Below are 22,692 nucleotides of genomic sequence, written 5' to 3'. Positions count from 1 at the left end.
TTTTACTTTCTGCGCCTCACACCGGCTGCGAGTGCGCCAAAGCGATCTGCTTACGGCGCGATCTCGACCGGCTCGCCCGCCTGCTGCGTCGCGTATTCGGACAACGCGGCGTAGAACTCGGTGCCGTTGCGCGTATCGCGCCACTCGCCGTCGACGAAACGGAAGTGGTATCCGCCCGACTTCGCGGCGATCCAGATCTCCTGCATGGGCGGCTGCAGATTGACGATGATCTTCGTGCCGCTCTCGAATTCGAGCGTCAGTACGTTGCCGCTGCGCTCGAATTCGATGTCGGCATCCGCATCGTCGAGAGAGCGTTCGATGGCCGCGAGCACAGCCTCGGCACGGGTCAGGTATTCACTGTCGGACATGCTAAACTCCAGCGATTATTTATTCAGGGACAGTCATGCGCGGCGTTTTCCGGAAAAGCGGCACGGCCACGATTCTAGCGACTCTGGCTATTGTCGCAGGTGTCGCGCTCAGCGGCTGCGGCCAACGCGGTTCGCTGTATATGCCGACCGTTCCGCCGCTTCCGGCCAAGCCGGTCCAGACGCAGCCCGCGTCGTCGGACGCAGTGAAATCCGACAACGCCCAAGGTTCCGTTCCCGATACGTCGGGCACGCCGCTGTCCCTGTCGCCTGATTCCGAACTGCGCACTGCGCCGAATTCGAACACGCCCGCCCAACCGGCGTCCGGCGCGTCCGAAGCTCAATAAGACTGTCGCAATGACTCAATCCGCTTTTGCTTATGTCGACGGTGTGCTGCACGCCGAAGGCGTGTCCGCCGTGTCGCTTGCCGAGCAATTCGGCACGCCGCTCTATGTCTACTCGCGCGATGCGCTGACCAAAGCGTGGCACGCCTACGCCGATGCATGCGCCGGCCGCCGCGCCACCGTGCACGTCGCCGTCAAGGCGAACAGCAACCTGGCCGTGCTGAATCTGTTCGCACGCGTGGGTGCAGGGTTCGACATCGTGTCGGGCGGCGAGCTGGCCCGCGTGCTCGCAGCGGGCGGCAAAGCGGAAAACACGGTGTTCTCCGGTGTCGGCAAGAGCGTCGCGGAAATGCGCGAAGCACTGGCGGCAGGCGTGAAGTGCTTCAACGTCGAATCGATTCCCGAACTGGACCGCCTCAACGCAGTGGCGGGCGAAATGGGCAAGAAGGCGCCCGTGTCGCTGCGCGTGAATCCTGACGTCGACGCGAAGACGCATCCGTATATCTCAACGGGCCTGAAGTCGAACAAATTCGGCGTCGCATTCGACGACGCGCGCGCAACGTATCGCGCCGCCGCGGCGATGAAGCATCTCGACGTAGTCGGCATCGACTGCCATATCGGTTCGCAGATCACGGAAGTCGCGCCTTATCTCGACGCCGTCGACAAACTGCTCGAACTCGTCGCCCAGATCGAAGCGGACGGCGTGACGATCAAGCACGTCGACGTAGGCGGCGGCCTCGGCATCACGTACGACGACGAAACGCCGCCGGACATCGGCGACTTCGTGCGCACGCTGCTCGACCGGATCGAAGCGCGTGGCCACGGTCATCGCGAAGTGTATTTCGAACCGGGCCGCTCGCTCGTCGGCAATGCGGGCATGCTGCTCACGCGCGTCGAATTTCTGAAGCCCGGCGCCGAGAAGAACTTCGCCATCGTCGACGCCGCGATGAACGATCTCGCCCGTCCCGCGATGTACGAGGCGTATCACGCGATCGAACCCGTGGTGCAGCGTGACGGCGCCAGGCATGTCTACGACATCGTCGGCCCGGTGTGCGAAAGCGGCGACTGGCTCGGCCGCGAACGCGAACTCGCCGTCGAACCCGGCGATCTGCTCGCGATCCGTTCGGCAGGCGCCTACGGCTTCGCGATGAGCTCGAACTACAACACGCGCGCGCGCGCCGCCGAAGTGATGGTCGACGGCGACAAGGCGTACGTCGTGCGCAAGCGCGAGGAAGTGAGAGACCTGTTCGCTGGCGAGACGGTGCTTCCGTAACAGCGCTGGGCGTTTTCAGACGCTCAAAGCAAAAAGGCGATGCGTTCATCACGCATCGCCTTTTTTGTTGCCGTCGGATTCCGGCTTCTCATTCTCTCGCCCGCTGTCTGACCCGGTCACGCGCCCAGACGGCCACGCGCCAACCCAGCAACGCGATTACGATCGCGCCGTAAATCTTCGGCAAGATCAGATCGTGCTTGCCCGCTTTCATCCACCAGAAATGCAGGATCGCGAGTGCCGCGGTCGCGTAGATCGCGCGATGCAGCGTCTGCCATCGACGGCCGAGCTTGCGCACCATCGCTTTCGGCGACGTGACGGCAAGCGGAATCAACAGCACGAACGCCGCGAAGCCCACCGTGATGAACGGCCGCTTGCCGATATCTTTCACGATCTCGGCGAGATCGAACCACTTGTCGAACCAGAAATACGTCGTGAAATGCAGCGCGCCGTAGAAGAACGCGTAGAGGCCGAGCATCCGGCGAAAGCGCAGCAACGCGTTCCAGCCCGTCAGCTTGCGCAGCGGTGTCACGGCAAGCGTGATGCAAATGAACACGAGCGTCCACAAGCCTGTCGAGCGCGTGATGAACTCGATGGGATTGGCGCCGAGCCGGTCGGTGAAGCCGAACAGCACGATGCGCGCAAGCGGATACAACGCCGCGACGAACACGGCGATTTTTGCGGGCACGATCCAGCCGCCTGCGCTCGTGCCTGGCTTGCGCGGCGCGGCCGCCGGTTTCATGGCTTTGGCGTCCGTGCGCGCACCGTTGCCTGCAGTCAGAGTTCGTGTCGTGTCGGTTCCCATGCGCGCCGCCATCAGAAGTTCTTCTTCAGATCCATGCCCTGATACATCGACGCGACCAGATCGCCGTAGCCGTTATAGATCAGCGTCTTGCGCTTCGGCGTGAAGAAACCGTCCTCACCGATGCGCCGCTCCGTCGCCTGGCTCCAGCGCGGATGATCGACGTTCGGATTCACGTTCGAATAAAAGCCGTACTCGTTCGGCGCGTAGGTGTTCCAGCTGGTCGGCGGCTGCTTGTCGACGAAGCGGATTTTCACGAGCGACTTCGCGCTCTTGAAGCCGTACTTCCACGGCACGATGATGCGCACGGGCGCACCGTTCTGATTCGGCAACACCTGGCCGTAGACGCCCATCGTCAGCAATGTCAGCGGGTTCATCGCCTCGTCCATCCGCAGCCCTTCGGAATACGGCCATTCGAGAATCGGCTCGGACAAACCGGGCATCTGCGACGGATCGGCGAGCGTGATGAACTGCACGTACTTCGCGTTCGCGGTCGGCTGCGCGCGCTTGATCACTTCCGACAGCGGAATGCCGATCCACGGAATCACCATCGACCAGCCCTCGACGCAGCGCAACCGGTACACGCGCTCTTCGAGCGGCGCGAGCTTCAGCAATTCGTCGATGTCGTACACCTTCGCGTTCTTCACCTCGCCCTCGACACTCACCTTCCACGGATGCGGCCTCAGCGAGCCCGCGTTGTGCGCCGGGTCGCTCTTGTCGGTGCCGAACTCGTAGTAGTTGTTGTAGGTGGTGATGTCTTTGTACGGCGTGACCTTGTCGGTGACGACGAACTTCGGATTGGTCTTGGCGCCGAGCTTTTGCGCCTTCGGGTCGGACGACGAATACGCCGCGAACGCTTCACCGTGCACGCCCATCAATCCGCCGAGCGCCACCGCGCCCGCTGCCTGCAGGATTCGCCGGCGATTCTCGAACACGCGTTGCGGCGTAATTTCGCTGCGCGCGATGTCGTCGCCGTAGAGTTGGCTCCGTTCGCTTCGCTTGATCCACATGCTGAAAACTCCTTGCCGGGCATTGGGCGCCCATCGGTATTCGTTCGACTCGCGCCTGGGAGTCGCCGTTCTTCGTTTGGTTAACACACGAGGCGCGCGATCCTTCCATATCGGCATAAAAAAACCGCCGGTGCAGTGCACGCGGCGGTTTTTCATCATTCGAAACCTAGCGACTATTACAGCTTGCCGTAGCTGTGCAGTCCCGACAGGAACATGTTGACGCCGAGGAACGCGAACGTCGTGACCACCAGGCCCGTCAACGCCCACCATGCCGCTGCCACGCCACGCAGGCCTTTCATCAGACGCATGTGCAGCCACGCCGCGTAGTTCAGCCAGACGATCAGCGCCCACGTTTCCTTCGGATCCCAGCTCCAGTAGCCGCCCCATGCTTCCGCGGCCCACAGCGCGCCGAGAATCGTCGCGATCGTGAAGAACGCGAAACCGACGGCGATCGATTTGTACATCACGTCGTCGAGCACGTCGAGCGTCGGCAGACGATCGGACAGCACGCCGTGTTCCTTCATCAGATACGCCACCGCGACCATCGCCGACAGCGCGAAGCTGCCGTAGCCGATGAAGTTCGCCGGCACGTGAATCTTCATCCACCAGCTTTGCAGCGCGGGGACGAGCGGCTGGATCTGCTGCGCGTCGCGCGCGATCGAGTACCACATCAGGAAGCCGACGGCCGCGCTGATCACCAGCAGCACGAACGCGCCGAGCGAGCGCGTGTTGTAGTGCTGCTCGTAGTACAGATAGAACAGCGCTGTAATCAAACTGAACAGTACGAACACTTCGTACAGGTTCGAGATCGGAATGTGCCCGACGTCCGAGCCGATCAGATACGACTCGTACCAGCGAACCATCAGGCCGACGAAGCCCATCAGCACCGCCACCCACGTCATCTTCGAACCGATCGCGGCGCCCGTCGGCGAGCGCGACAGCATGCCGATCCAGTAGAACAGCGTGGCCAGCACGAACAGCGCGCTCATCCACAGGATGGCCGACTGGCTCGACAGGAAATACTTGAGGAAGAACGCGTGATCGGCGCGGGCCAGATCGCCGCCGTAAATCTGGATTGCCGACAGCGACAGCACCGCGATACACGCCATCAAGAGACGCGCAGGCTTCCATCGCCAGCCGAGCACGACGCCAGCGGGCACCGTGCACACCAGCACCAGCTTGTCGTAGTAATTCATGTACGGGTGATAGCGCGACAGCGCGAACCCGGCGCCTGCCACCATCGCCAGGGCGAACAGCCAGTCGAACAGACCGAGACGCTTCAGGAACGGACGATCGTCCAGCAACGTCTGGCCAGGCAGATGCGGGGTCGCATGCGCCGCCGTATCGGCGCGCGGCTTGGCGCGCGAGGATGAGGAAACTTGGGTCAGGTCCATATGCTTACCGGGTCGAATCGGATGAATCTGCGGACGCCTCGCTCGTAGCCCGGGCGGCGTCCTTTGCCTCGGGGGCGGAATCGGCGTCGACGGGCTTGCCGCCCAGCGCCGCGCCCACCGCGTCGCGCGTCTGGGCGAATTCCTTCTCGAAATCGAAGGTCTTGCGTGCACTCGACATCGCCATCACGACGCTCACGCCGCGGTTCGAATCCTTGAGCCAGAACCACAGGCGCCGTTCGCGGACGTAGAACATCGAAAAGATGCCCAACACGAGGAGCAGGCTGCCAAGATACACGACTTTTTTGCCCGGCGCGCGCGTCAACTGAAATACCGAAGCTTGCACCTGCTTGAAGGAGTCAAGCTGCAAATAGACGGGCGAACCGTACAGAAAGCTGTCGGATAGCGCGTTGATCGAGCTCTGGACGAAACGGCTCGCGGTCGCATCGGCCGTTACCGGGGCTTCCCCGGCTTGCTTCCGCGCGATCTGCCATACGTCCCACATCGAACCTTCCAGCATGCGAAGCAAGAGTCCTGCCGCCTTCTCCTGCTCACCCTTGGGGACGGAACGATCGATGAACGCGGCGATCGCCTGAAAACCGCCGACCTTCTGACCATTGGCTGCCTTGCCGAGCGACGGGTCATCGCCTGCGAAGAGCGTCAGCACGCGCGACGCGCTTTCTTCCAGATGCTGCTGCAGCTCCGCGTTCGACTGCACCGAGCGCTCCGCGAAGTCGCGCGCCGCCTGCGCGCGGACGGCGGGATCTTCCAGCGCCGAACGGATATGCATCCATTCGTTGACGGTGCCGCTTGCATCGGCGGGGATGCGCAGATAGCGGAATGCGTCGTCCGGGTTCGCGCGCATGCCGGCGAGGAACACGCGCTCGCCGCTCACATCGACGGGCAGCATGTAGTTGTTGTACTCGCGCGCCTGGCCGTCCTTGTCGCGCACCTTGTACTGGACCGACGGGCCGACGTTGCGCAGGTCGACCGGCCTCGACGTCTTCGCGCCGGAGCCGAGGCGCTCGTCGAAGGCCTCTTTCAGCGACTGATGCGCGGCCACGCCGCGCGCATCGTTCTGACCGTTACCGTTCGAGATGTTCTCGACGTTGATCGCGCGGAAATCGGCGAATTCGACCGTCTGGCCATCGGCGCCCGGCACCGACGCGCTCAGCACCTTCGAGCCGCCAATCTCACCGTTGAACGGCTCGGTCTTGTTGCTGCTGCCCGTCATCGGCCAGGCCGTCATCTGCATCTGCGAGCCGCCGTCCTGGAAGCTGGACTGGTAGATCGACACGCCGGCGTATTCGAAGGGCTTGTTCACCTCGACACGCGCCGGAATGCGCGCGCCCGTCTTGTGATCGATCACGACGATGTCGCTCGCGAAGAGCTTCGGCATGCCCGTCGTGTAGTAATCGACGATGAACTTCTTCAGTTCGATCGAAAAAGGCAGGTCCTGGATCAGCGAGCCGTCTTGCTGGTTCAGGATCGCCGTCGACACGTGCTGGCCCTCGGGCACCCACGCATAGCCGCGGAACGTCGGATTGCCCTGCGACAGCCGGTGTTCGGGCGGAATGTCGTTGATGACGGTGTTGCTGCGGATCGGTGTCTTGTCGAAGAGCCACATCTGCAGCTTGATGGGCAGATTGCTGTCCAGCAGGCCGCCGATACAGATGATCACGATGGCAAGATGCGCGGAGATGTAGCCGAGCTTGGTCAGCGCGCCGCGCTTCGCGGCGATCAGCGTCGCGCCTTCGCTCTCGCGCGTCACGTACTTGTAGCCGAGCTTCGCCGACAGCTTGCCCAGCGTGGCCGCGGCTTGCGCGCGCGTCGCGTTCGGCACGTCGAACTCGCCCTTGTGATGGAACGCGCGCAGGCTGCCTTCGCGGACCTTGTCCTTCCAGCTCTTGGTATCCGCGATCATCTTCGGCGCATTGCGGATCACGCACAGCGAGACCGACACGACCAGAAAGCCGAGGATCAGCATGAACCACCACGCGCTGTACACGTTGTACAGGCTCAGCGACCGGAAGATGTCCGCCCAGAACGGGCCAAACTGGTTGACGTAGTTCGGATACGGGTCGTCCTGCGTGAGCACCGTGCCGATGATGCTCGCGATCGACAGGATCACGAGCAAGGCGATCGCAAAGCGCATCGAACTCAGCAATTCGACCGACGTGCGCACGAAGCGCTGCCGCGACTTCAATTCCAGACCCGACGTGGTGACGCTCATTCAAACTCCGACTGAACAGCAAAAAAGGGTGCAGGGACATCGCTGTATGCGATTCCCTCACCCTTTTCTTGTTTTCTCGCCAACCGCTTTTACTGTCTTGCGGCCGGCTTCGCTTTCGTGCGGACTCTTAATGCAAGCCCGCGATGTAATCGGCGACGGCCTTGATCTCGCTATCCGACAGGCGGGACGCAATGGCATGCATCGCTTCGTTGTTGTTGCGCGCGCCCGGCCCCTGCGTGAACGCGCCCAACTGCGCCACGGTGTAATCCGACCATTGCCCCGAGAGGCGCGGATACTGTGACGGAATCCCCTGCCCCGTCGGCCCGTGACAGCTTGCGCACGCCGGGACGCCCTTGTCGGCGATGCCCCCCCGATAGATCTTCTGCCCGAGGGGCACCGTGTCCTTGTTGTGCGCGTAACCGGGCTTCGGTGCCTGCGACGCGAAGTACGCCGCCACGTTGACCATGTCCTGATCGGTCAATGCTGCCGCCATTCCCGCCATGATCGCATTGTTGCGAGCGGGCTGCCTGGCGCCGGCTTGTGTCTTGAAGTCTTTGAGCTGCTTGACGAGATATTCGGGGTGTTGCCCGGCAAGCTTGGGATACGCGCCGCCCGCGCTGTTGCCGTCCGCACCGTGACACGAAGCGCACACCTGCGTCGCGATGGCCTGCCCCCGATTCAAATCCGGCTTTGTCTGATCTGCCGCTGCTGCCTGTACCGCGAAACCTGAAAGACCTGCTGCTGTGTGAAGTACCACCAGAAACTTGCCCAGTCGATTCATTCGCACACCCTGTTTCGTCTTGTGGGAATTAGAGGTTCTGCAAAATACGACAACGACCACCCGGTCGCCGAGGCCCGCGCGGCGGCCTCACAGGTTTTCAGTAAACCATCGTATTGTACAATACCTTGCTAATCGATCTGGCGCCAGTCGGGCCTCTCCGGCCTTTACGGCGGGGCTGCATCACCCTTGCACGGCTTTTCACCATCTCCGTCGATGTGCGCAGGACGTCCGCTCGACGTCCATTCACCCGTCCTTCTGGTCCTCTCATGTCTTTCCTGCTCCACCAAGCCCGCTTCTTCACGACCGTCAATCACTTGCGCGATCTGCCGCCCTCGCCGCAGCCTGAGGTCGCTTTCGCCGGGCGGTCGAACGCGGGGAAGTCAACGGCCATCAACATCCTCTGCAACCAGAAGCGGCTCGCGTTTGCGAGTAAGACGCCGGGGCGCACGCAGCACATCAACTACTTTTCGGTTGGGCCGGCGGCCGAGCCGGTCGCGAATCTCGTCGATCTGCCTGGCTACGGCTACGCCGAAGTGCCCGGTGCCGCGAAAGCCCATTGGGAACAGTTGCTGTCGACGTATCTGCAAACGCGCTCGCAGCTGCGCGGCATGATCCTGATGATGGATTCGCGACGGCCGCTGACGGAACTGGATCGCCGGATGATCGAGTGGTTCGCGCCGACGGGCAAACCGATTCACACACTGCTCACCAAGTGCGACAAATTGACCCGGCAGGAGAGCGTCAACGCACTGCGTGCGACGAAGAAGGGGCTGGATGAATATCGTGCGGCGGGCTATCAGGGCGAACTGACCGCCCAGCTCTTTTCCGCGCTCAAGCGGATCGGCCTCGATGAGGCGCACGAGCTGATCGAAAGCTGGGTCGCGCCCGGCCTGGCGGGTGATTCCGACGAGCCGGCGGCCGCGGAATAAGGCGCGAACGCCCGCAAGCGGCGCTTTTCGTTCGCCCAGAAAAAAACCCGCCGCTATTGACGGCGGGTTAAACAGCCTAATCGAAAAACGACAGGCACCCGCTCAGGGAGGAGAAGCGGGGAGGTCAGCGCTAGGCGCCTTGCTCGATCGGTATGATATACCATTGTCTCGAAAAGTTTCTGGCAAGGCACGGCCAGCATTTTTGACCTTTGCAGATATCCTCACATGAGCTTCTATCCGCATCACCGCCCGCGCCGCATGCGCCGGGACGACTTCTCGCGCCGCATGATGCGCGAGAACATCCTCACCACCAATGATCTGATTTACCCCGTCTTCGTGATCGAAGGGACGAACGTGCGTCAGGCCGTTCCGTCGATGCCGGGCGTCGAGCGCGTATCGGTCGACCTGCTGATGGGTGTCGGCGAGCAGTGCATGGAACTCGGCGTGCCCGTTCTGTCGCTGTTCCCAGTGATCGAACCGTCGCTGAAGACGCCCGACGGCCGCGAGGCAACCAACGAAGCCGGTCTGATTCCGCGCGCCGTGCGCGAACTGAAAAAGCGCTTCCCAGAACTGGGCGTGCTGACGGACGTCGCGCTCGATCCGTACACGAGCCACGGCCAGGACGGCGTGCTCGACGAAAATGGCTACGTGATCAACGACGAAACCGTCGAAATCCTGGTCGAGCAGGCGCAGACGCAGGCGCAGGCAGGCGTCGACATCGTTGCGCCATCCGACATGATGGATGGCCGGATCGGCGCGATTCGCGAGATGCTCGAAAGCGAAGGCCACATCCACACGCGGATCATGGCGTATTCAGCGAAGTTCGCGTCCGCGTTCTACGGCCCGTTCCGCGATGCCGTGGGTTCGGCAGCGAACCTCGGCAAGGGCAACAAGATGACGTATCAGCTCGATCCTGCCAACTCCGACGAGGCGCTGCGCGAAGTGCGCGCCGACATCGAAGAAGGCGCGGATATGGTGATGGTCAAGCCGGGCATGCCGTATCTGGATATCGTGCGTCGCGTGAAGGACGAATTCCGATTCCCGACTTACGTCTATCAGGTCAGCGGCGAGTACGCGATGCTGAAGGCCGCTGCGCAGAACGGCTGGCTGGATCACGACAAGGTGATGATGGAATCGCTGCTTGCGTTCAAGCGCGCCGGCGCGGACGGCGTGCTGACGTATTTCGCGCTGGACGCTGCGCGGTTGTTGCGGGCGCAGAAGTAAGCGGGGCAATGGCCGCGTATATCGTTACACGGTGGTCGTCTCACGATAGTGAATGAAAGCGGAGGTTGCCTTGTGGCAGCTTCCGCTTTTTTGTATCCGGTTGATGCAGGATGCAGGCATTGGCGCAGGCGATTCGCGCCAGTCTGCCGCTCGATTCTCAGGTTTGAGGGCCCGGCATCGCGCGGTCGAGGCTTTTCAGAAATTTGTCCGCCGACTCATACCCGACGACGCGCAGCACTTCTTTGCCGCCACGGTCGAAGAAGATGATTCCGGGCGGTCCGAACAGGTTGAACCGTTTGAGCAACACCTGATCGTCCGTGTTGTTGGCTGTTACATCGGCACGCAGCAGGTTCATTTGCTTGAGCTTCGCCTGCACGCGCGGATCGCTGAAGGTGAACTTCTCCATTTCCTTGCAGCTGACACACCAGTCTGCGTAAAAATCGAGCATGGCGGGCTGTGCAGCCGTTTTGACGGCTTCGTCGAGCTGGCCTGAGCTACGCACAGGGGCAAACGCCAGATCGGTCTGCTGAGCCTGCTCGGAAGCCGCGTTCGATGTACGGCCGGCGAGCACGGCGAGCGGTTTCAGCGGATCCGTCGACCCCGCCGCCAGACCGACCAGCAACGTCGCGGCCCAGATCGCCAAAGCAGCGCCCAGCCCGCGACCAAGACCGCGCCAGATCGAGCCCGCCGCTCCCGCATGCGGAGAAAACAGTCCCAGAGCGGCAGCCGCAGTCAGCAGCCACGATGCGGCCAACAACATTTGCGCGGTCGAGCCCAAAACCGGCCAGACGATCCACAACGCCGCCGCGAGCAGAATCACGCCAAAAAAGACTTTCACACGATCCATCCAGGCGCCGGCACGCGGCAGCAACGTTCCCGCGCCTAGCCCGATGATCAGCAACGGTACCCCGAGGCCGACACCCATCGAAAACAAGGCCGCACCGCCCAGCGCGGCGTTGCCTGTGTGCGCGATGAAGGCTAGTACCGCGAACAGGGGCGCCGTCATGCACGCCCCAACCACCAGCGCCGAAAGCGCCCCCATCACCGCAACAGCGGCGAACTTGCCGCCCGAACGCCCCTCAGATGCCTGCGAAACGCCGCTCTGCCAGCGGTGAGGCAACACGATATCGACGCCGGCGATCAGCGTCAGAGCAAATGCGGTGAGCAGCACTGCAAACGCGCCGAGCACCCACGGGTTTTGCAGCCAGGCGCCGAGGCTCTGTCCGACGAGCGCCGCGGCGATTCCAAGCACCGTGTACACGAGCGCCATCCCGACAACATAGGCCAGCGACAGCGCGAAACCGCGCGCCCGCGTCACGCGCGGCCCTTCGCCAATGATGATCGCAGACAGGATCGGGATCATCGGGTAAGAACACGGCAACAGACTCAGCACGACACCGGCGACGAAGTACAGGCCGACGATCGCGAAGAAGCCGCCGCCTTGAAGCAGCGATTGCGCGTAGTCGGCGCTGGTTGCGCGCTCGTACCAAGAGGTGTTGCTCGAGTTGTCCTGGGGCTGTGCAGTGCCTGCGGCGGCGGCATGCAGGGCGGCGCCTGTTACTTGGTAGACGCGCTCCATCGGCGGATAGCAGATGCCGGCGTCCGCACAGCCCTGCGACGTCACCGCAAGATCAAACGGACCGCTCGCCTGGCTCACGGGCACGTGAATGGTCAATTCGCCGCGATATGTCTCGACATTCTTGTTGAACGTCTGGTCGAACTTTACGTGACCTGCAGGCAATTGCGCTTCGCCGATCGTGGCGGCGCCGTTGCGTGTCGCGAACGCGAACCGCTCGCGGTACATGTAGTAACCGTCGGCGATCTTGTAGTGCACCAGCACCTCGCCCGGTTGCTCGGATGCGCTGAATTTGAATGCGACAGCAGGATCGAGGAAGTCGTCCGCGTGGACAAAGCCAAACGAACCCAGCGACACCAACAAGATGCCGGCGACAAAGGTGAGGACGCGCGCGACATCGCGCCAGCGACGGGACAAACGGTTAAACATGGATCGGGCGTTGTGTTTCGGTGTTCACCCATTGGCCGTAAGCGGCCGATGCGGTGACTTGCCATGAAAGGATCTCGGGCGTGTCGTACGGATGCTGAGCCTGAATGAACCGTTCGAGTTCGAGCGCACGCACGACGCTCGTCTTGAACATCAACTGGATCTCTTCCGCCGATTCGATCTTGCCCTGCCAGTGGTAGCTCGACTGGACACTGCCAAGTTGTGTCACGCAGGCAGCGAGACGCGCTGAGAGCGCGTCCTGAGCCAATTTTTGCGCCGTTGCCCGGTCCGGCACGGTCGTCAGTACCAAGCTCACATTCACGTTCACCGACCGCTCCAACACTTTCCAAGACAGGGTGACGGTATCGTATCACCTTGCCCCGACACCACGCTGGCTGTCGAATGGCATAGGCAAAGTGGACGCTGAAAACAAAAAAGCCAAGCTTTCGCCTGGCTTTTTAGTCGTTGCCGGAACGCTTATTCAGCTTCTGCAACGTTTTCGACTTCCTCGACTTCCGGACGGTCGAGCAGTTCGACCAGTGCCATCGGTGCGTTGTCGCCGACGCGGAAACCGAACTTCAGGATGCGCAGATAGCCACCCGGACGGTTCGCGAAACGCGGGCCCAGCACGTCGAACAGCTTCGAGACCGAGTCACGATCGCGCAGGCGGTTGAACGCCAGACGACGGTTAGCCAGCGACGGCTTCTTGCCGAGCGTGATCAGCGGCTCGACGACTTTACGGAGTTCCTTCGCCTTAGGCAGCGTCGTCTTGATGACTTCGTGCTCGATCAGCGAGTTGGACATGTTACGGAGCATTGCCAGACGGTGGCTGCTCGTGCGGTTCAGTTTCCGCAGACCATGACGGTGACGCATTTCAATTTCCTTGAATCAAAGTTTTGGTCCAGCTCTTCTATCGCTTTCTTTGAAACCGAAAGCACGGGCCGGTAGTGAAAAAGGCAAGACGCGGATTTTAAAGGAAAATCCGCGTCCTGACCAGTTGCGGTACTACTTCAGTTCGACCGTATTACTTGTCGAGACCAGCCGGCGGCCAGTTTTCGAGCTTCATGCCGAGCGTCAGGCCACGCGAAGCGAGCACTTCCTTGATCTCGTTCAGCGACTTGCGGCCCAGGTTCGGCGTCTTCAGCAGCTCGTTTTCCGTGCGCTGGATCAGGTCGCCGATGTAGTAGATGTTCTCGGCCTTCAGACAGTTCGCCGAACGAACCGTCAGTTCGAGGTCGTCCACCGGACGCAGCAGGATCGGATCGATCTGCGGAGCGCGCGACGGTGCTTCTGCCGCTGCTTCCGTGCCTTCCAGCGCCGCGAACACCGACAGCTGATCGACCAGAATACGCGCCGATTGACGGATCGCTTCTTCCGGCGAAATCACACCGTTCGTTTCGATGTTCATCACGAGCTTGTCGAGGTCGGTACGCTGTTCGACACGCGCGCTTTCCACGGCATAGCTGACACGGCGAACCGGCGAGAACGATGCGTCCAGCACGATGCGGCCGATGATCTTCGCCGACTCTTCGCCGTAACGACGCACGTTGCCCGGCACATAGCCACGGCCCTTCTCGACCTTGATCTGCACGTCGAGCTTGCCGCCCTTCGACAGATGCGCGATCACGTGATCCGGGTTGATCACTTCGCAGTCGTGCGCGAGCTCGATGTCGCCAGCCGTGACGACGCCTTCGCCTTCCTTGCGCAGCGTAACCGTGACTTCGTCGCGGTTATGCAGCTTGAACACCACGCCCTTCAGGTTCAACAACAGGTTGACCACGTCCTCTTGCACACCATCGAGCGTCGAATATTCATGCACGACGCCTGCGATCGTCACTTCGGTCGGCGCGTAGCCCACCATCGACGACAGCAACACGCGCCGAAGCGCGTTACCCAAGGTGTGGCCATAGCCGCGTTCAAACGGCTCCATGACCACTTTCGCGTGGCTTTCGCCAAGCGATTCAACTGCGATGATCTTGGGCTTCAACAAACTGGTTTGCATAGGTTTTCCTTTTCAATACCCTCGGCTCGTTACACCGATAAGGCTGACCGGTAACAACCTGAAATTAAACAGCCGAGGCGCCCCCTTGCCCAAGGCAATCAGGGAACCTCGGCCGTTAATCCGATTAGCGCGAATACAATTCGACGATCAGGCTTTCGTTGATGTCGCCGGCGATGTCGCTGCGTTCCGGCATCGACTTGAACGTGCCTTCGAATTTCTTCGAATCGACAGCAACCCACTGCGGCAGACCGCCTTGTTCGGCGAGCGACAGCGCTTCGAGAATACGAGCCTGCTTCTTCGCCTGTTCGCGCACAGCGACCACGTCGCCCGCCTTCACTTGCAGCGACGGGATGTTCGCGACGACGCCGTTCACCGTGATCGACTTGTGGCTCACGAGCTGACGCGCTTCTGCGCGCGTCGAGCCGAAGCCCATGCGATACACGACGTTGTCGAGACGCGACTCGAGCAGCTTCAGCAGGTTTTCACCCGTGTTGCCCTTGCGACGGTCGGCTTCAGCGAAGTAACGGCGGAACTGACGCTCGAGCACGCCGTAGATGCGCTTCACTTTTTGCTTTTCGCGCAGCTGCGTGCCGTAGTCGGACGTACGGGCGCCCGAGGTGCGGCCATGTTGACCCGGCTTGCTGTCAAGCTTGCACTTGTCAGCGAGCGAACGACGTGCGCTCTTCAGGAAGAGATCGGTGCCTTCACGGCGAGACAGCTTGGCTTTAGGGCCGATATAGCGTGCCACTTTGCATTCCTTCTATGATTGATCACGTGAACTTGCGTTCACGCTAGTCCGAACCCTTTGGGTCGAACGGTGGGCTTAGTCAATTCAATAACGCAAGCAGCCTGCTACCGCCTTTAGCGGCAACAGGCGCATGCGGAGCAAGCGTCTTAGATACGACGACGCTTCGGCGGACGGCAGCCGTTGTGCGGAACCGGCGTCACGTCGGAGATCGCGGTGATCTTGATACCAAGACCATGCAGCGCGCGCACCGCGGACTCGCGGCCGGGGCCGGGGCCCTTGATCCGCACTTCGAGGTTCTTCACGCCGTATTCCATCGCCACGCGGCCAGCCGATTCAGCGGCAACCTGAGCTGCAAACGGGGTCGACTTACGCGAACCCTTGAAGCCCTGACCACCCGACGTTGCCCAGGCCAATGCATTGCCTTGACGATCGGTGATCGTGATGATGGTGTTGTTGAACGACGCGTGAACGTGAACCACGCCCTCGGCGACGTTCTTCTTGACCTTCTTGCGAACGCGTTGCGCCGCGGAGTTGTTCGAAGCCTTAGCCATTACGTTTTCCTGTAACTGTCAGTCCCGCTTACTTCTTCAGCGATTGCGCTGCGCGACGCGGACCCTTGCGCGTACGGGCATTCGTACGCGTACGCTGGCCACGCAGGGGCAGACCCTTACGATGACGCACGCCACGATAGCAACCGAGATCCATCAGGCGCTTGATGTTCATCGTCGTTTCACGGCGCAGATCGCCTTCAACGATGAACTTGCCGACTTCTTCGCGCAGCTTTTCGAGATCTGCGTCGGTCAGGTCCTTCACCTTCTTCGAAAATGCCACACCAGCGGCGACGCAAATGTCGCGCGAGCGCGTGCGGCCAACACCGTAAATTGCCGTCAGGCCGATTTCGGTATGCTGGTGATTCGGGATGTTAACCCCTGCGATACGAGCCATTGTTTTTCCTCAAACAAAAAGCGCAAACAAAAGCGCGGCGTTCAGCCTTGACGCTGCTTGTGGCGCGGATCAGAGCTGCAAATCACGCGAACGACGCCCTTGCGCTTGATGATCTTGCAATTGCGGCAAATGCGCTTAACCGATGCCATCACTTTCATGATATTACCCTTTTTTCAAATCACTTCGCCCGGAACACGATCCGCGCACGCGACAGATCGTAAGGCGTCAATTCAACCGTCACCTTGTCGCCGGGGAGGATACGGATGTAATGCATCCGCATCTTGCCGGATATGTGTCCCAATACGACATGGCCGTTTTCCAGCTTCACCCGGAAGGTAGCGTTGGGGAGGTTTTCGATCACCTCGCCCTGCATCTGGATTACATCGTCTTTGGCCATAAGTCCTTTCAACGCATCGGGACGCCGCCGCCCTTGAAGTTTGCCTTCTTCAGCAGCGACTCATACTGTTGCGACATAACGTACGACTGCACCTGCGCCATGAAATCCATTGTGACGACGACAATGATCAGCAGCGACGTTCCACCAAAATAAAACGGCACATTCCAGCGCAGCACCAGGAACTCGGGCAGCAAGCAAACGAACACGATGTAGATCGCACCAGCCAACGTCAGACGCGTCAGAATGCGGTCGATATAGCGTGCCGTCTGGTCACCCGGACGAATACCCGGGACGAATGCACCACTCTTCTTCAGGTTGTCGGCCGTCTCTCTGCTGTTGAACACCAGTGCGGTGTAGAAGAAGCAGAAGAATACGATCGCCAACGCATACAGCAACACGTACACCGGCTGACCTGGCTTGAGCGCTTCGGCCACATTGTGCAGCGTGTCTGCGAACCAGCCAGTCCGCGATCCGGAACTGAACCAGTTCAGGATGGTTGCCGGGAACAGGATGATCGACGATGCGAAGATCGGCGGAATCACGCCCGACATGTTCAGCTTCAGCGGCAGATGAGACGACTGTCCACCGTAAATCTTGTTGCCAACCTGACGCTTCGCATAGTTCACGAGGATCTTGCGCTGGCCGCGTTCGATGAACACTACCAGGTACGTCACGGCTGCGATCAGCGCCACGATGATGATCGCCGAGACGGGGCCCATCGAGCCGGTTTGCACCAGCGAGAAGAGACCGCCGATCGCGTTCGGGAAACCCGCTGCGATCCCGCCGAAGATGATGATCGAGATACCGTTACCCAGACCACGTTCCGTGATTTGCTCACCGAGCCACATCAGGAACATCGTGCCGGTCACGAGCGTCACAACCGTCGTCAGCCGGAAGACCATACCAGGATCGATCACCAGTGCCGGCTGGTTTTCCAGCGCAACAGCGATACCGAAAGCCTGGAACGTCGCCAGAACCACCGTGAAGACCCGCGTGTACTGCGTAATCTTCCGTTGACCTGCCTGCCCTTCCTTCTTCAGCGCTTCCAGCTGCGGCGAGACGATCGCCAGCAACTGCATGATGATCGACGCCGAGATGTACGGCATGATCCCCAGCGCGAAAATCGTGAACCGCGAAAGTGCGCCACCCGAGAACATGTTGAACATGCCAAGGATGCCGCCCGACTGGCTTTGGAACAGCTTTGCCAGCTGGTCCGGGTCGATGCCCGGCACCGGAATATGCGCGCCGATTCGGTAGACGACCAGCGCCAGCAGCAGGAACACTGCTCGCCGACGCAGATCGCCAAACTTCGCCGCGCTTCGACCGGGTTTTGCGAGACTCGGGCTGTTAGCCAAGTACCTTCTCCGATGCAAATGCTAGTGACGGCAATCGACTTGCACGTTACTCGGCGAAAGAACCGCCCGCTGCTTCGATCGCAGCGCGCGCGCCCTTCGTCGCAGACAGGCCCTTCACGACGATCTTGCGCTTCAGCTCGCCCGTCGCGATGATCTTGGCGCTCGTCATCATCTCGCCAATCAGACCGGCTTGCTTCAGTGCCAACAGATCGATGTCGTCGACCGGCAGCTTCTCGAGGTCACCGAGGCGCACTTCACCGACGAATTCCTTCGTCAGCGAGGTGAAACCACGCTTCGGCAGACGGCGTTGCAGCGGCATTTGACCGCCTTCGAAGCCGACCTTGTGGAAGCCACCCGAACGCGACTTCTGACCTTTGTGACCACGGCCAGCGGTCTTGCCGAGGCCCGAGCCGATGCCGCGACCCACGCGACGCTTCGCGTGCTTCGAGCCTTCAGCCGGCTTCAGGTTATTCAATTCCATTATCAACTCCTTGAGTGCCCGAACGGCCGCTTAGCTGATGACCTTAACGAGGTACGAGACCTTGTTGATCATGCCGCGCACAGCCGGCGTGTCCTGCAGCTCGCTAACCGAGTTCAGGCGACGCAGGCCAAGACCGCGCACGGTAGCGCGGTGCGATTCGCGGGTCCCAATCAGGCTCTTGACGAGCTGAACCTTGACAGTTTTTTCAGACATGGTGACCACCTTAGCCCAGAATGTCTTCGACGGACTTACCACGCTTCGCCGCGATGTCAGCCGGCGTGGACTGCTTGCGCAGACCGTCCAGCGTTGCGCGAACGAGGTTGTACGGGTTCGTCGAACCGTGGCTCTTGGCCACAACGTTTTGCACGCCCATCACGTCGAACACTGCGCGCATCGGGCCGCCAGCGATCACGCCGGTACCGTCCTTCGCCGGAGCGAGGAGAACCGTCGATGCGCCATGCTTGCCGTGCACTTCGTGTTGCAGCGTACCGTTCTTGAGCGGCACCTTAAACATGTTGCGGCGGGCCTGTTCCATTGCCTTCTGAACAGCGACCGGAACTTCCTTGGCCTTGCCCTTGCCCATGCCGACGCGGCCATCACCGTCGCCAACCACGGTCAGTGCGGCGAAACCGAGAATACGGCCACCCTTCACGACCTTGGTCACGCGATTGACCGAAATCATCTTTTCGCGAAGGCCGTCGTCGCGTTCGTCAGCCTGAACTTTCGCTTGCATCTTTGCCATGACGAATTTCTTCCTTAGAACTTGAGCCCGGCTTCGCGCGCCGCATCAGCCAGCGCCTTCACGCGGCCGTGGTAGCGGAAACCCGAGCGGTCAAAGGCGACGGATTCGATGCCGGCAGCCTTAGCCTTTTCTGCAATGCGCTTGCCGATCAGGGTTGCAGCAGCAACGTTGCCACCCTTGCCCGATTGGTCGGCCAGTTGCGCACGCACTTCGGCTTCGAGCGTCGATGCGCTTGCGAGCACCTTGGTGCCGCACGGCGAGAACACTTGCGCATAGATGTGCGTGTTCGTGCGGTGCACGGCCAGACGCGCGACTTGCAGCTCAGCGATCTTGATCCGCGTCTGACGAGCGCGGCGCAGGCGAGATTGAGTCTTATCCATGATTGCGCACCCTTACTTCTTCTTCGTTTCTTTGAGGATCACAACCTCGTTGGCATAGCGCACGCCCTTGCCCTTGTAGGGCTCCGGCGGACGGTAGCCGCGCACTTCTGCAGCGACCTGGCCAACTTTCTGCTTGTCGATCCCCTTGATCACGATTTCGGTTTGCGACGGGGTTTCAGCCTTGATACCTTCCGGCATCTGGTGCACCACAGGGTGCGAGAAACCCAGCGACAGATTCAGCTTGTCGCCTTGCGCTTGCGCACGATAACCGACGCCAACCAGCGTCAGCTTGCGCTCGAAACCCTTCGTCACGCCGTGCACCATGTTCGCGACCAGCGCGCGCATCGTGCCCGACATCGCATTTGCTTCGCGGCTTGCGTCAACCGGCTCGAACTTCAGCGTGCCGTTGTCGTTCACCACTTTCACCAGGCGATTCGCGTTCTGCGAGATCGAACCCAGCGGGCCCTTGACGGTAATGCGCTCGTCGCTCAGGGCCACTTCTGCGCCTTGCAGCGCGATCGGGCTTTTACCTACTCGAGACATGTTTCTTCTCCCTTCGGCTTTAAGCGACGTAGCAGATGACTTCGCCGCCCACGCCCGTAGCGCGCGCCTTGCGATCAGTCATCACACCCTTCGGCGTCGAAACGATCGCAACGCCCAAGCCATTCATGACCTGAGGAATGTCGTTGCGGCCGCGGTACACGCGCAGACCAGGCTTCGAAACGCGCTCGAGGCGCTCGATAACCGGACGGCCGGCGTAGTACTTCAACGCGATGTTCAATTCCGACTTCGCACCTTCAGCCTTCACTGCGAAATCGTCGATATAGCCTTCATCCTTCAGGACTTGCGCGATTGCAACCTTGACTTTCGACGAGGGCATCGTCACCGAAACCTTCTCGACCATCTGCGCGTTGCGGATGCGAGTCAGCATATCGGCGATAGGATCACTCATGCTCATTTACGTTTCTCCTATTACCAGCTCGCCTTGGTCAGGCCAGGGATTTCGCCGCGGAACGCGATTTCACGAATCTTGTTACGCGCCAGCCCGAATTTACGGAACGTGCCACGCGGACGACCGGTGATCGCGCAACGGTTGCGCTTACGGGTCGGATTCGAATTGCGCGGCAGTTGTTGCAGCTCAAGGCGAGCCGAGTAACGCTCTTCTTCCGACTTGCTTTGGTCGTCGATGATTGCCTTCAGTTCTGCACGCTTCGGTGCGAACTTGGCAGCCAGGCGCGCACGCTTCTTTTCACGTTCGATCAGTGCCAGTTTAGCCACGGTAACCTCAGTTTCTGAACGGGAACTTGAAGCTGGCGAGCAGTGCCTTTGCTTCGTCGTCAGTCTTCGCAGTCGTCGTGATGCTGATGTTCAGCCCACGCAGCGCGTCGATCTTGTCGTAGTCGATTTCGGGGAAAATGATCTGCTCTTTCACACCGATGTTGTAGTTACCACGGCCGTCGAACGCCTTGCCCGATACGCCACGGAAGTCACGCACGCGGGGGAGCGCAACCGTCACGAAACGGTCCAGGAATTCGTACATAGCCTGGCCACGCAGCGTGACCATCGTGCCGATCGGGTAGCCTTCACGGATCTTGAAGCCCGCAATTGCCTTACGCGACTTCGTGATAACCGGCTTCTGGCCAGCGATCTTCGTGAGATCGCCAACAGCGTGCTCGAGCACCTTCTTGTCGGCGACGGCTTCGCCAAGACCCATATTCAGGGTGATCTTGGTGAGGCGCGGCACTTCCATGATCGACTTGTAACCGAACTTCTCGATCAGGCCGGGAACGACCTTCTCTTTATAAAATTCTTGCAAACGTGCCATTTTTTACTCCGCAGCGTCAGGCGCTCAGAACAGCACCGGTCGTCTTCAGGAAACGAACCTTCTTGTCCCCTTCGACCTTGATGCCCACGCGCGACGGCTTGCCGTTCGCGTCGACCAGCGCGACGTTGGAAATCTGCAGCGGCATTGCCTTCGCTTCCACGCCGCCCGTCGTACCCTTCATCGGGTTCGGCTTCACATGCTTCTTGGCGATGTTGAGGCCTTCGACGGTCACACGGTTTTCGCCAACAGCCAGCACGACACCGCGCTTGCCCTTGTCTTTGCCGGTGATGACGACGACCTCGTCACCTTTACGAATCTTGTTCATCTCGGCTCCTTACAGCACTTCCGGCGCGAGCGAAACGATCTTCATGAAGCGTTCGCTACGCAGCTCACGCGTGACCGGCCCGAAAATGCGGGTGCCGATTGGCTCGAGCTTGGTATTCAAAAGCACGGCGGCGTTGCCGTCGAACTTGATCAGCGAGCCGTCTTGACGGCGCACACCCTTGGCGGTGCGAACCACAACGGCGTTGTAAATTTCGCCTTTCTTCACGCGCCCGCGCGGCGTTGCCTCTTTGACGCTCACCTTGATGATGTCGCCGATGTTGGCATAACGACGCTTCGAGCCGCCGAGCACCTTGATGCACATGACTTCACGTGCACCCGTGTTGTCGGCCACTTCGAGCCGAGTTTCGGTCTGGATCATGGTTTATCTTTCCCAACTTAATCCGATCGCACCACCATGATGCATTCGGTCAGTCTTGGTCCCGTCAGCCAACGGCTGCTTGGGTTAGAACAGCAGCGACGGCAAACGAAACCCGCCATCGCAATCCGGTGAATCTGCCGACACGGACTGGCGTCCATATCGCTTCCCCCACCTACAACTTCGCCCGCGATGGGGCTCCCACAAAGAGGGAAGACCGAGATTATAACAAATAACCTCGGTCTTGCAAGCGAAATCTACTGCGATTTCAACAACTTCTGTTGCTCAGCTGCTTAGATGATGCGAGCAGCTTCGACCAGACGGGACACCGTCCAAGCCTTCGTCTTCGACAGAGGACGAGTTTCCTGGATTTCGACGAGGTCGCCCTCGTTATAGGTGTTCGCTTCGTCGTGAGCGTGGTACTTCTTCGAACGTACGACGTACTTGCCGTAGATCGGGTGCTTCACGCGGTGCTCGACCAAGACGGTAACCGTCTTGTCCATCTTGTTGCTGACGACCTTGCCGACCAGCGTCCGCTTGAGCGAGGTTTTTACGCTATCGTTCATTTCTGGTTCGCCTTCTCAGTCAGGACGGTCCGCACACGTGCGATGTCGCGACGAACCTTCTTCAGCTGGCTCGTGTTCGTGAGCTGCTGGGTCGCGAGTTGCATGCGCAGGCCGAATTGCGCCTTCAACAGGTCCGACAGCTCCTTGTTGAGCGCGGCCTTATCTTTCTGGTGAAGTTCGGATGCCTTCATCATTCACTC

General features: G+C 60.6%; 32 protein-coding genes. 4 read left to right on the top strand and 28 right to left on the bottom strand.

Annotated features, from left to right (window positions below; all coding sequences use genetic code 11):
• Positions 1–50: 50 nt before the first annotated feature.
• On the bottom strand, positions 51–368 hold the full coding sequence (gene cyaY / locus G3N95_RS19225; RefSeq protein WP_205971656.1) for an iron donor protein CyaY: 318 nt from the start codon (positions 366–368) through the stop codon (positions 51–53).
• Between the two features lie 35 nt (positions 369–403).
• On the opposite strand from cyaY, the gene G3N95_RS19220 reads away from it, so the two are divergent.
• Together G3N95_RS19220 and lysA are read left to right on the top strand one after the other, a co-directional pair.
• Complete coding sequence (locus tag G3N95_RS19220) at positions 404–712, top strand: lipoprotein (protein ID WP_205971655.1); 309 nt, start codon at positions 404–406, stop codon at positions 710–712.
• Between the two features lie 10 nt (positions 713–722).
• Positions 723–1,982 carry a diaminopimelate decarboxylase gene (gene lysA / locus G3N95_RS19215; RefSeq protein WP_205971654.1) on the top strand — a complete coding sequence of 420 codons (1,260 nt, stop codon included), beginning with the start codon at positions 723–725 and terminating at the stop codon, positions 1,980–1,982.
• Between the two features lie 88 nt (positions 1,983–2,070).
• Here lysA and msrQ read toward each other — a convergent pair whose 3' ends face one another.
• The 5 genes from msrQ to G3N95_RS19190 form a co-directional block, all read right to left on the bottom strand.
• Positions 2,071–2,796: a protein-methionine-sulfoxide reductase heme-binding subunit MsrQ gene (gene msrQ / locus G3N95_RS19210; protein WP_205971653.1), complete on the bottom strand. Its 726-nt coding sequence runs from the start codon at positions 2,794–2,796 to the stop codon at positions 2,071–2,073.
• On the bottom strand, positions 2,796–3,791 hold the full coding sequence (gene msrP, locus G3N95_RS19205; protein ID WP_205971652.1) for a protein-methionine-sulfoxide reductase catalytic subunit MsrP: 996 nt from the start codon (positions 3,789–3,791) through the stop codon (positions 2,796–2,798). The genes msrQ and msrP overlap by 1 nt, the downstream gene beginning before the upstream one ends.
• Before the next feature lie 176 nt (positions 3,792–3,967).
• On the bottom strand, positions 3,968–5,185 hold the full coding sequence (ccsB, locus tag G3N95_RS19200) for a c-type cytochrome biogenesis protein CcsB (protein ID WP_205971651.1): 1,218 nt from the start codon (positions 5,183–5,185) through the stop codon (positions 3,968–3,970).
• 4 nt (positions 5,186–5,189) lie between these two features.
• Positions 5,190–7,415: a cytochrome c biogenesis protein ResB gene (locus tag G3N95_RS19195; RefSeq protein ID WP_205971650.1), complete on the bottom strand. Its 2,226-nt coding sequence runs from the start codon at positions 7,413–7,415 to the stop codon at positions 5,190–5,192.
• Positions 7,416–7,542: 127 nt separating this feature from the next.
• Complete coding sequence (locus tag G3N95_RS19190) at positions 7,543–8,196, bottom strand: c-type cytochrome (RefSeq protein ID WP_205971649.1); 654 nt, start codon at positions 8,194–8,196, stop codon at positions 7,543–7,545.
• A gap of 266 nt (positions 8,197–8,462) precedes the next feature.
• Between G3N95_RS19190 and yihA the strand changes: the two genes are divergently transcribed.
• Together yihA and hemB are read left to right on the top strand one after the other, a co-directional pair.
• Positions 8,463–9,125 (top strand): ribosome biogenesis GTP-binding protein YihA/YsxC, encoded by a 663-nt coding sequence (gene yihA, locus G3N95_RS19185; protein WP_205971648.1) that lies wholly within the window; start codon positions 8,463–8,465, stop codon positions 9,123–9,125.
• Positions 9,126–9,350: 225 nt separating this feature from the next.
• Positions 9,351–10,349 carry a porphobilinogen synthase gene (hemB, locus tag G3N95_RS19180; protein WP_205971647.1) on the top strand — a complete coding sequence of 333 codons (999 nt, stop codon included), beginning with the start codon at positions 9,351–9,353 and terminating at the stop codon, positions 10,347–10,349.
• Positions 10,350–10,506: 157 nt separating this feature from the next.
• On the opposite strand, the gene dsbD is transcribed toward hemB, so the two are convergent.
• The 22 genes from dsbD to rpmC form a co-directional block, all read right to left on the bottom strand.
• Positions 10,507–12,354 (bottom strand): protein-disulfide reductase DsbD, encoded by a 1,848-nt coding sequence (dsbD, locus tag G3N95_RS19175; RefSeq protein WP_205971646.1) that lies wholly within the window; start codon positions 12,352–12,354, stop codon positions 10,507–10,509.
• A complete protein-coding gene (cutA, locus tag G3N95_RS19170) occupies positions 12,347–12,673 on the bottom strand; it encodes a divalent-cation tolerance protein CutA (RefSeq protein WP_205971645.1) in 327 nt (108 codons plus the stop codon). Before cutA ends, dsbD begins: the two co-directional genes overlap by 8 nt.
• Before the next feature lie 155 nt (positions 12,674–12,828).
• The gene (gene rplQ / locus G3N95_RS19165; RefSeq protein WP_205971644.1) at positions 12,829–13,224 is read right to left on the bottom strand and encodes a 50S ribosomal protein L17; all 396 of its coding nucleotides are present in this window, start codon (positions 13,222–13,224) and stop codon (positions 12,829–12,831) included.
• A gap of 151 nt (positions 13,225–13,375) precedes the next feature.
• Entirely contained in the window at positions 13,376–14,353 is a 978-nt protein-coding gene (gene rpoA / locus G3N95_RS19160; protein WP_007730697.1) for a DNA-directed RNA polymerase subunit alpha, read from the bottom strand.
• A 124-nt stretch (positions 14,354–14,477) separates the two neighbouring features.
• Positions 14,478–15,101, bottom strand: coding sequence for a 30S ribosomal protein S4 (rpsD, locus tag G3N95_RS19155; protein WP_205971643.1), 624 nt, complete (start codon positions 15,099–15,101; stop codon positions 14,478–14,480).
• A gap of 146 nt (positions 15,102–15,247) precedes the next feature.
• Complete coding sequence (gene rpsK, locus G3N95_RS19150; protein ID WP_006052224.1) at positions 15,248–15,652, bottom strand: 30S ribosomal protein S11; 405 nt, start codon at positions 15,650–15,652, stop codon at positions 15,248–15,250.
• Between the two features lie 28 nt (positions 15,653–15,680).
• Entirely contained in the window at positions 15,681–16,046 is a 366-nt protein-coding gene (gene rpsM, locus G3N95_RS19145) for a 30S ribosomal protein S13 (RefSeq protein WP_013589830.1), read from the bottom strand.
• A 41-nt stretch (positions 16,047–16,087) separates the two neighbouring features.
• On the bottom strand, positions 16,088–16,204 hold the full coding sequence (gene rpmJ / locus G3N95_RS19140; RefSeq protein ID WP_004199844.1) for a 50S ribosomal protein L36: 117 nt from the start codon (positions 16,202–16,204) through the stop codon (positions 16,088–16,090).
• A 20-nt stretch (positions 16,205–16,224) separates the two neighbouring features.
• Entirely contained in the window at positions 16,225–16,443 is a 219-nt protein-coding gene (gene infA / locus G3N95_RS19135) for a translation initiation factor IF-1 (RefSeq protein ID WP_004521905.1), read from the bottom strand.
• 8 nt (positions 16,444–16,451) lie between these two features.
• A complete protein-coding gene (secY, locus tag G3N95_RS19130; protein ID WP_205971642.1) occupies positions 16,452–17,798 on the bottom strand; it encodes a preprotein translocase subunit SecY in 1,347 nt (448 codons plus the stop codon).
• Between the two features lie 46 nt (positions 17,799–17,844).
• Positions 17,845–18,279 (bottom strand): 50S ribosomal protein L15, encoded by a 435-nt coding sequence (gene rplO, locus G3N95_RS19125; RefSeq protein WP_205971641.1) that lies wholly within the window; start codon positions 18,277–18,279, stop codon positions 17,845–17,847.
• Between the two features lie 30 nt (positions 18,280–18,309).
• Positions 18,310–18,492 (bottom strand): 50S ribosomal protein L30, encoded by a 183-nt coding sequence (gene rpmD, locus G3N95_RS19120; protein WP_205971640.1) that lies wholly within the window; start codon positions 18,490–18,492, stop codon positions 18,310–18,312.
• 10 nt (positions 18,493–18,502) lie between these two features.
• Positions 18,503–19,021 (bottom strand): 30S ribosomal protein S5, encoded by a 519-nt coding sequence (gene rpsE, locus G3N95_RS19115; RefSeq protein WP_007730604.1) that lies wholly within the window; start codon positions 19,019–19,021, stop codon positions 18,503–18,505.
• Between the two features lie 14 nt (positions 19,022–19,035).
• Positions 19,036–19,401, bottom strand: coding sequence for a 50S ribosomal protein L18 (rplR, locus tag G3N95_RS19110; protein WP_008923336.1), 366 nt, complete (start codon positions 19,399–19,401; stop codon positions 19,036–19,038).
• 12 nt (positions 19,402–19,413) lie between these two features.
• Positions 19,414–19,944, bottom strand: coding sequence for a 50S ribosomal protein L6 (rplF, locus tag G3N95_RS19105; RefSeq protein WP_205971639.1), 531 nt, complete (start codon positions 19,942–19,944; stop codon positions 19,414–19,416).
• A 19-nt stretch (positions 19,945–19,963) separates the two neighbouring features.
• The gene (gene rpsH / locus G3N95_RS19100) at positions 19,964–20,359 is read right to left on the bottom strand and encodes a 30S ribosomal protein S8 (RefSeq protein WP_007730595.1); all 396 of its coding nucleotides are present in this window, start codon (positions 20,357–20,359) and stop codon (positions 19,964–19,966) included.
• A 14-nt stretch (positions 20,360–20,373) separates the two neighbouring features.
• A complete protein-coding gene (gene rpsN, locus G3N95_RS19095; RefSeq protein WP_012402186.1) occupies positions 20,374–20,679 on the bottom strand; it encodes a 30S ribosomal protein S14 in 306 nt (101 codons plus the stop codon).
• A 7-nt stretch (positions 20,680–20,686) separates the two neighbouring features.
• Entirely contained in the window at positions 20,687–21,226 is a 540-nt protein-coding gene (gene rplE / locus G3N95_RS19090; protein ID WP_201655303.1) for a 50S ribosomal protein L5, read from the bottom strand.
• Positions 21,227–21,242: 16 nt separating this feature from the next.
• Positions 21,243–21,551 (bottom strand): 50S ribosomal protein L24, encoded by a 309-nt coding sequence (gene rplX, locus G3N95_RS19085; RefSeq protein ID WP_201655300.1) that lies wholly within the window; start codon positions 21,549–21,551, stop codon positions 21,243–21,245.
• A gap of 9 nt (positions 21,552–21,560) precedes the next feature.
• Positions 21,561–21,929: a 50S ribosomal protein L14 gene (rplN, locus tag G3N95_RS19080; protein WP_012402188.1), complete on the bottom strand. Its 369-nt coding sequence runs from the start codon at positions 21,927–21,929 to the stop codon at positions 21,561–21,563.
• 290 nt (positions 21,930–22,219) lie between these two features.
• On the bottom strand, positions 22,220–22,492 hold the full coding sequence (gene rpsQ, locus G3N95_RS19075; protein WP_012402190.1) for a 30S ribosomal protein S17: 273 nt from the start codon (positions 22,490–22,492) through the stop codon (positions 22,220–22,222).
• Positions 22,489–22,683 (bottom strand): 50S ribosomal protein L29, encoded by a 195-nt coding sequence (gene rpmC, locus G3N95_RS19070; protein WP_075159014.1) that lies wholly within the window; start codon positions 22,681–22,683, stop codon positions 22,489–22,491. Before rpmC ends, rpsQ begins: the two co-directional genes overlap by 4 nt.
• Positions 22,684–22,692 lie beyond the last annotated feature (9 nt).

Source organism: Paraburkholderia sp. Tr-20389 (assembly GCF_017104565.1).
Classification (GTDB): Bacteria; Pseudomonadota; Gammaproteobacteria; order Burkholderiales; family Burkholderiaceae; genus Paraburkholderia.
Note: the sequence above shows the minus strand (reverse complement) of the source record. Positions and strands in the feature narration are given on the sequence as shown.

Coding starts and splice junctions, on each gene's coding strand:
- yihA (WP_205971648.1), top strand. CDS start 8,463: ATGTCTTTCCTGCTCCACCAAGCCCGCTTCTTCACGACCGTCAATCAC.
- dsbD (WP_205971646.1), bottom strand. CDS start 12,354: ATGTTTAACCGTTTGTCCCGTCGCTGGCGCGATGTCGCGCGCGTCCTC.
- rpmD (WP_205971640.1), bottom strand. CDS start 18,492: ATGTCTGAAAAAACTGTCAAGGTTCAGCTCGTCAAGAGCCTGATTGGG.
- rplQ (WP_205971644.1), bottom strand. CDS start 13,224: ATGCGTCACCGTCATGGTCTGCGGAAACTGAACCGCACGAGCAGCCAC.
- rplF (WP_205971639.1), bottom strand. CDS start 19,944: ATGTCTCGAGTAGGTAAAAGCCCGATCGCGCTGCAAGGCGCAGAAGTG.
- rpsM (WP_013589830.1), bottom strand. CDS start 16,046: ATGGCTCGTATCGCAGGGGTTAACATCCCGAATCACCAGCATACCGAA.
- rplE (WP_201655303.1), bottom strand. CDS start 21,226: ATGGCACGTTTGCAAGAATTTTATAAAGAGAAGGTCGTTCCCGGCCTG.
- lysA (WP_205971654.1), top strand. CDS start 723: ATGACTCAATCCGCTTTTGCTTATGTCGACGGTGTGCTGCACGCCGAA.
- ccsB (WP_205971651.1), bottom strand. CDS start 5,185: ATGGACCTGACCCAAGTTTCCTCATCCTCGCGCGCCAAGCCGCGCGCC.
- G3N95_RS19220 (WP_205971655.1), top strand. CDS start 404: ATGCGCGGCGTTTTCCGGAAAAGCGGCACGGCCACGATTCTAGCGACT.
- rplN (WP_012402188.1), bottom strand. CDS start 21,929: ATGATCCAGACCGAAACTCGGCTCGAAGTGGCCGACAACACGGGTGCA.
- rpoA (WP_007730697.1), bottom strand. CDS start 14,353: ATGCAAACCAGTTTGTTGAAGCCCAAGATCATCGCAGTTGAATCGCTT.
- hemB (WP_205971647.1), top strand. CDS start 9,351: ATGAGCTTCTATCCGCATCACCGCCCGCGCCGCATGCGCCGGGACGAC.
- cyaY (WP_205971656.1), bottom strand. CDS start 368: ATGTCCGACAGTGAATACCTGACCCGTGCCGAGGCTGTGCTCGCGGCC.
- rpsK (WP_006052224.1), bottom strand. CDS start 15,652: ATGGCTAAGGCTTCGAACAACTCCGCGGCGCAACGCGTTCGCAAGAAG.
- rplR (WP_008923336.1), bottom strand. CDS start 19,401: ATGGATAAGACTCAATCTCGCCTGCGCCGCGCTCGTCAGACGCGGATC.
- rpsE (WP_007730604.1), bottom strand. CDS start 19,021: ATGGCAAAGATGCAAGCGAAAGTTCAGGCTGACGAACGCGACGACGGC.
- G3N95_RS19195 (WP_205971650.1), bottom strand. CDS start 7,415: ATGAGCGTCACCACGTCGGGTCTGGAATTGAAGTCGCGGCAGCGCTTC.
- rpmC (WP_075159014.1), bottom strand. CDS start 22,683: ATGAAGGCATCCGAACTTCACCAGAAAGATAAGGCCGCGCTCAACAAG.
- msrP (WP_205971652.1), bottom strand. CDS start 3,791: ATGTGGATCAAGCGAAGCGAACGGAGCCAACTCTACGGCGACGACATC.
- rplX (WP_201655300.1), bottom strand. CDS start 21,551: ATGAACAAGATTCGTAAAGGTGACGAGGTCGTCGTCATCACCGGCAAA.
- rpsQ (WP_012402190.1), bottom strand. CDS start 22,492: ATGAACGATAGCGTAAAAACCTCGCTCAAGCGGACGCTGGTCGGCAAG.
- rplO (WP_205971641.1), bottom strand. CDS start 18,279: ATGGAATTGAATAACCTGAAGCCGGCTGAAGGCTCGAAGCACGCGAAG.
- infA (WP_004521905.1), bottom strand. CDS start 16,443: ATGGCCAAAGACGATGTAATCCAGATGCAGGGCGAGGTGATCGAAAAC.
- msrQ (WP_205971653.1), bottom strand. CDS start 2,796: ATGGCGGCGCGCATGGGAACCGACACGACACGAACTCTGACTGCAGGC.
- rpmJ (WP_004199844.1), bottom strand. CDS start 16,204: ATGAAAGTGATGGCATCGGTTAAGCGCATTTGCCGCAATTGCAAGATC.
- G3N95_RS19190 (WP_205971649.1), bottom strand. CDS start 8,196: ATGAATCGACTGGGCAAGTTTCTGGTGGTACTTCACACAGCAGCAGGT.
- rpsH (WP_007730595.1), bottom strand. CDS start 20,359: ATGAGCATGAGTGATCCTATCGCCGATATGCTGACTCGCATCCGCAAC.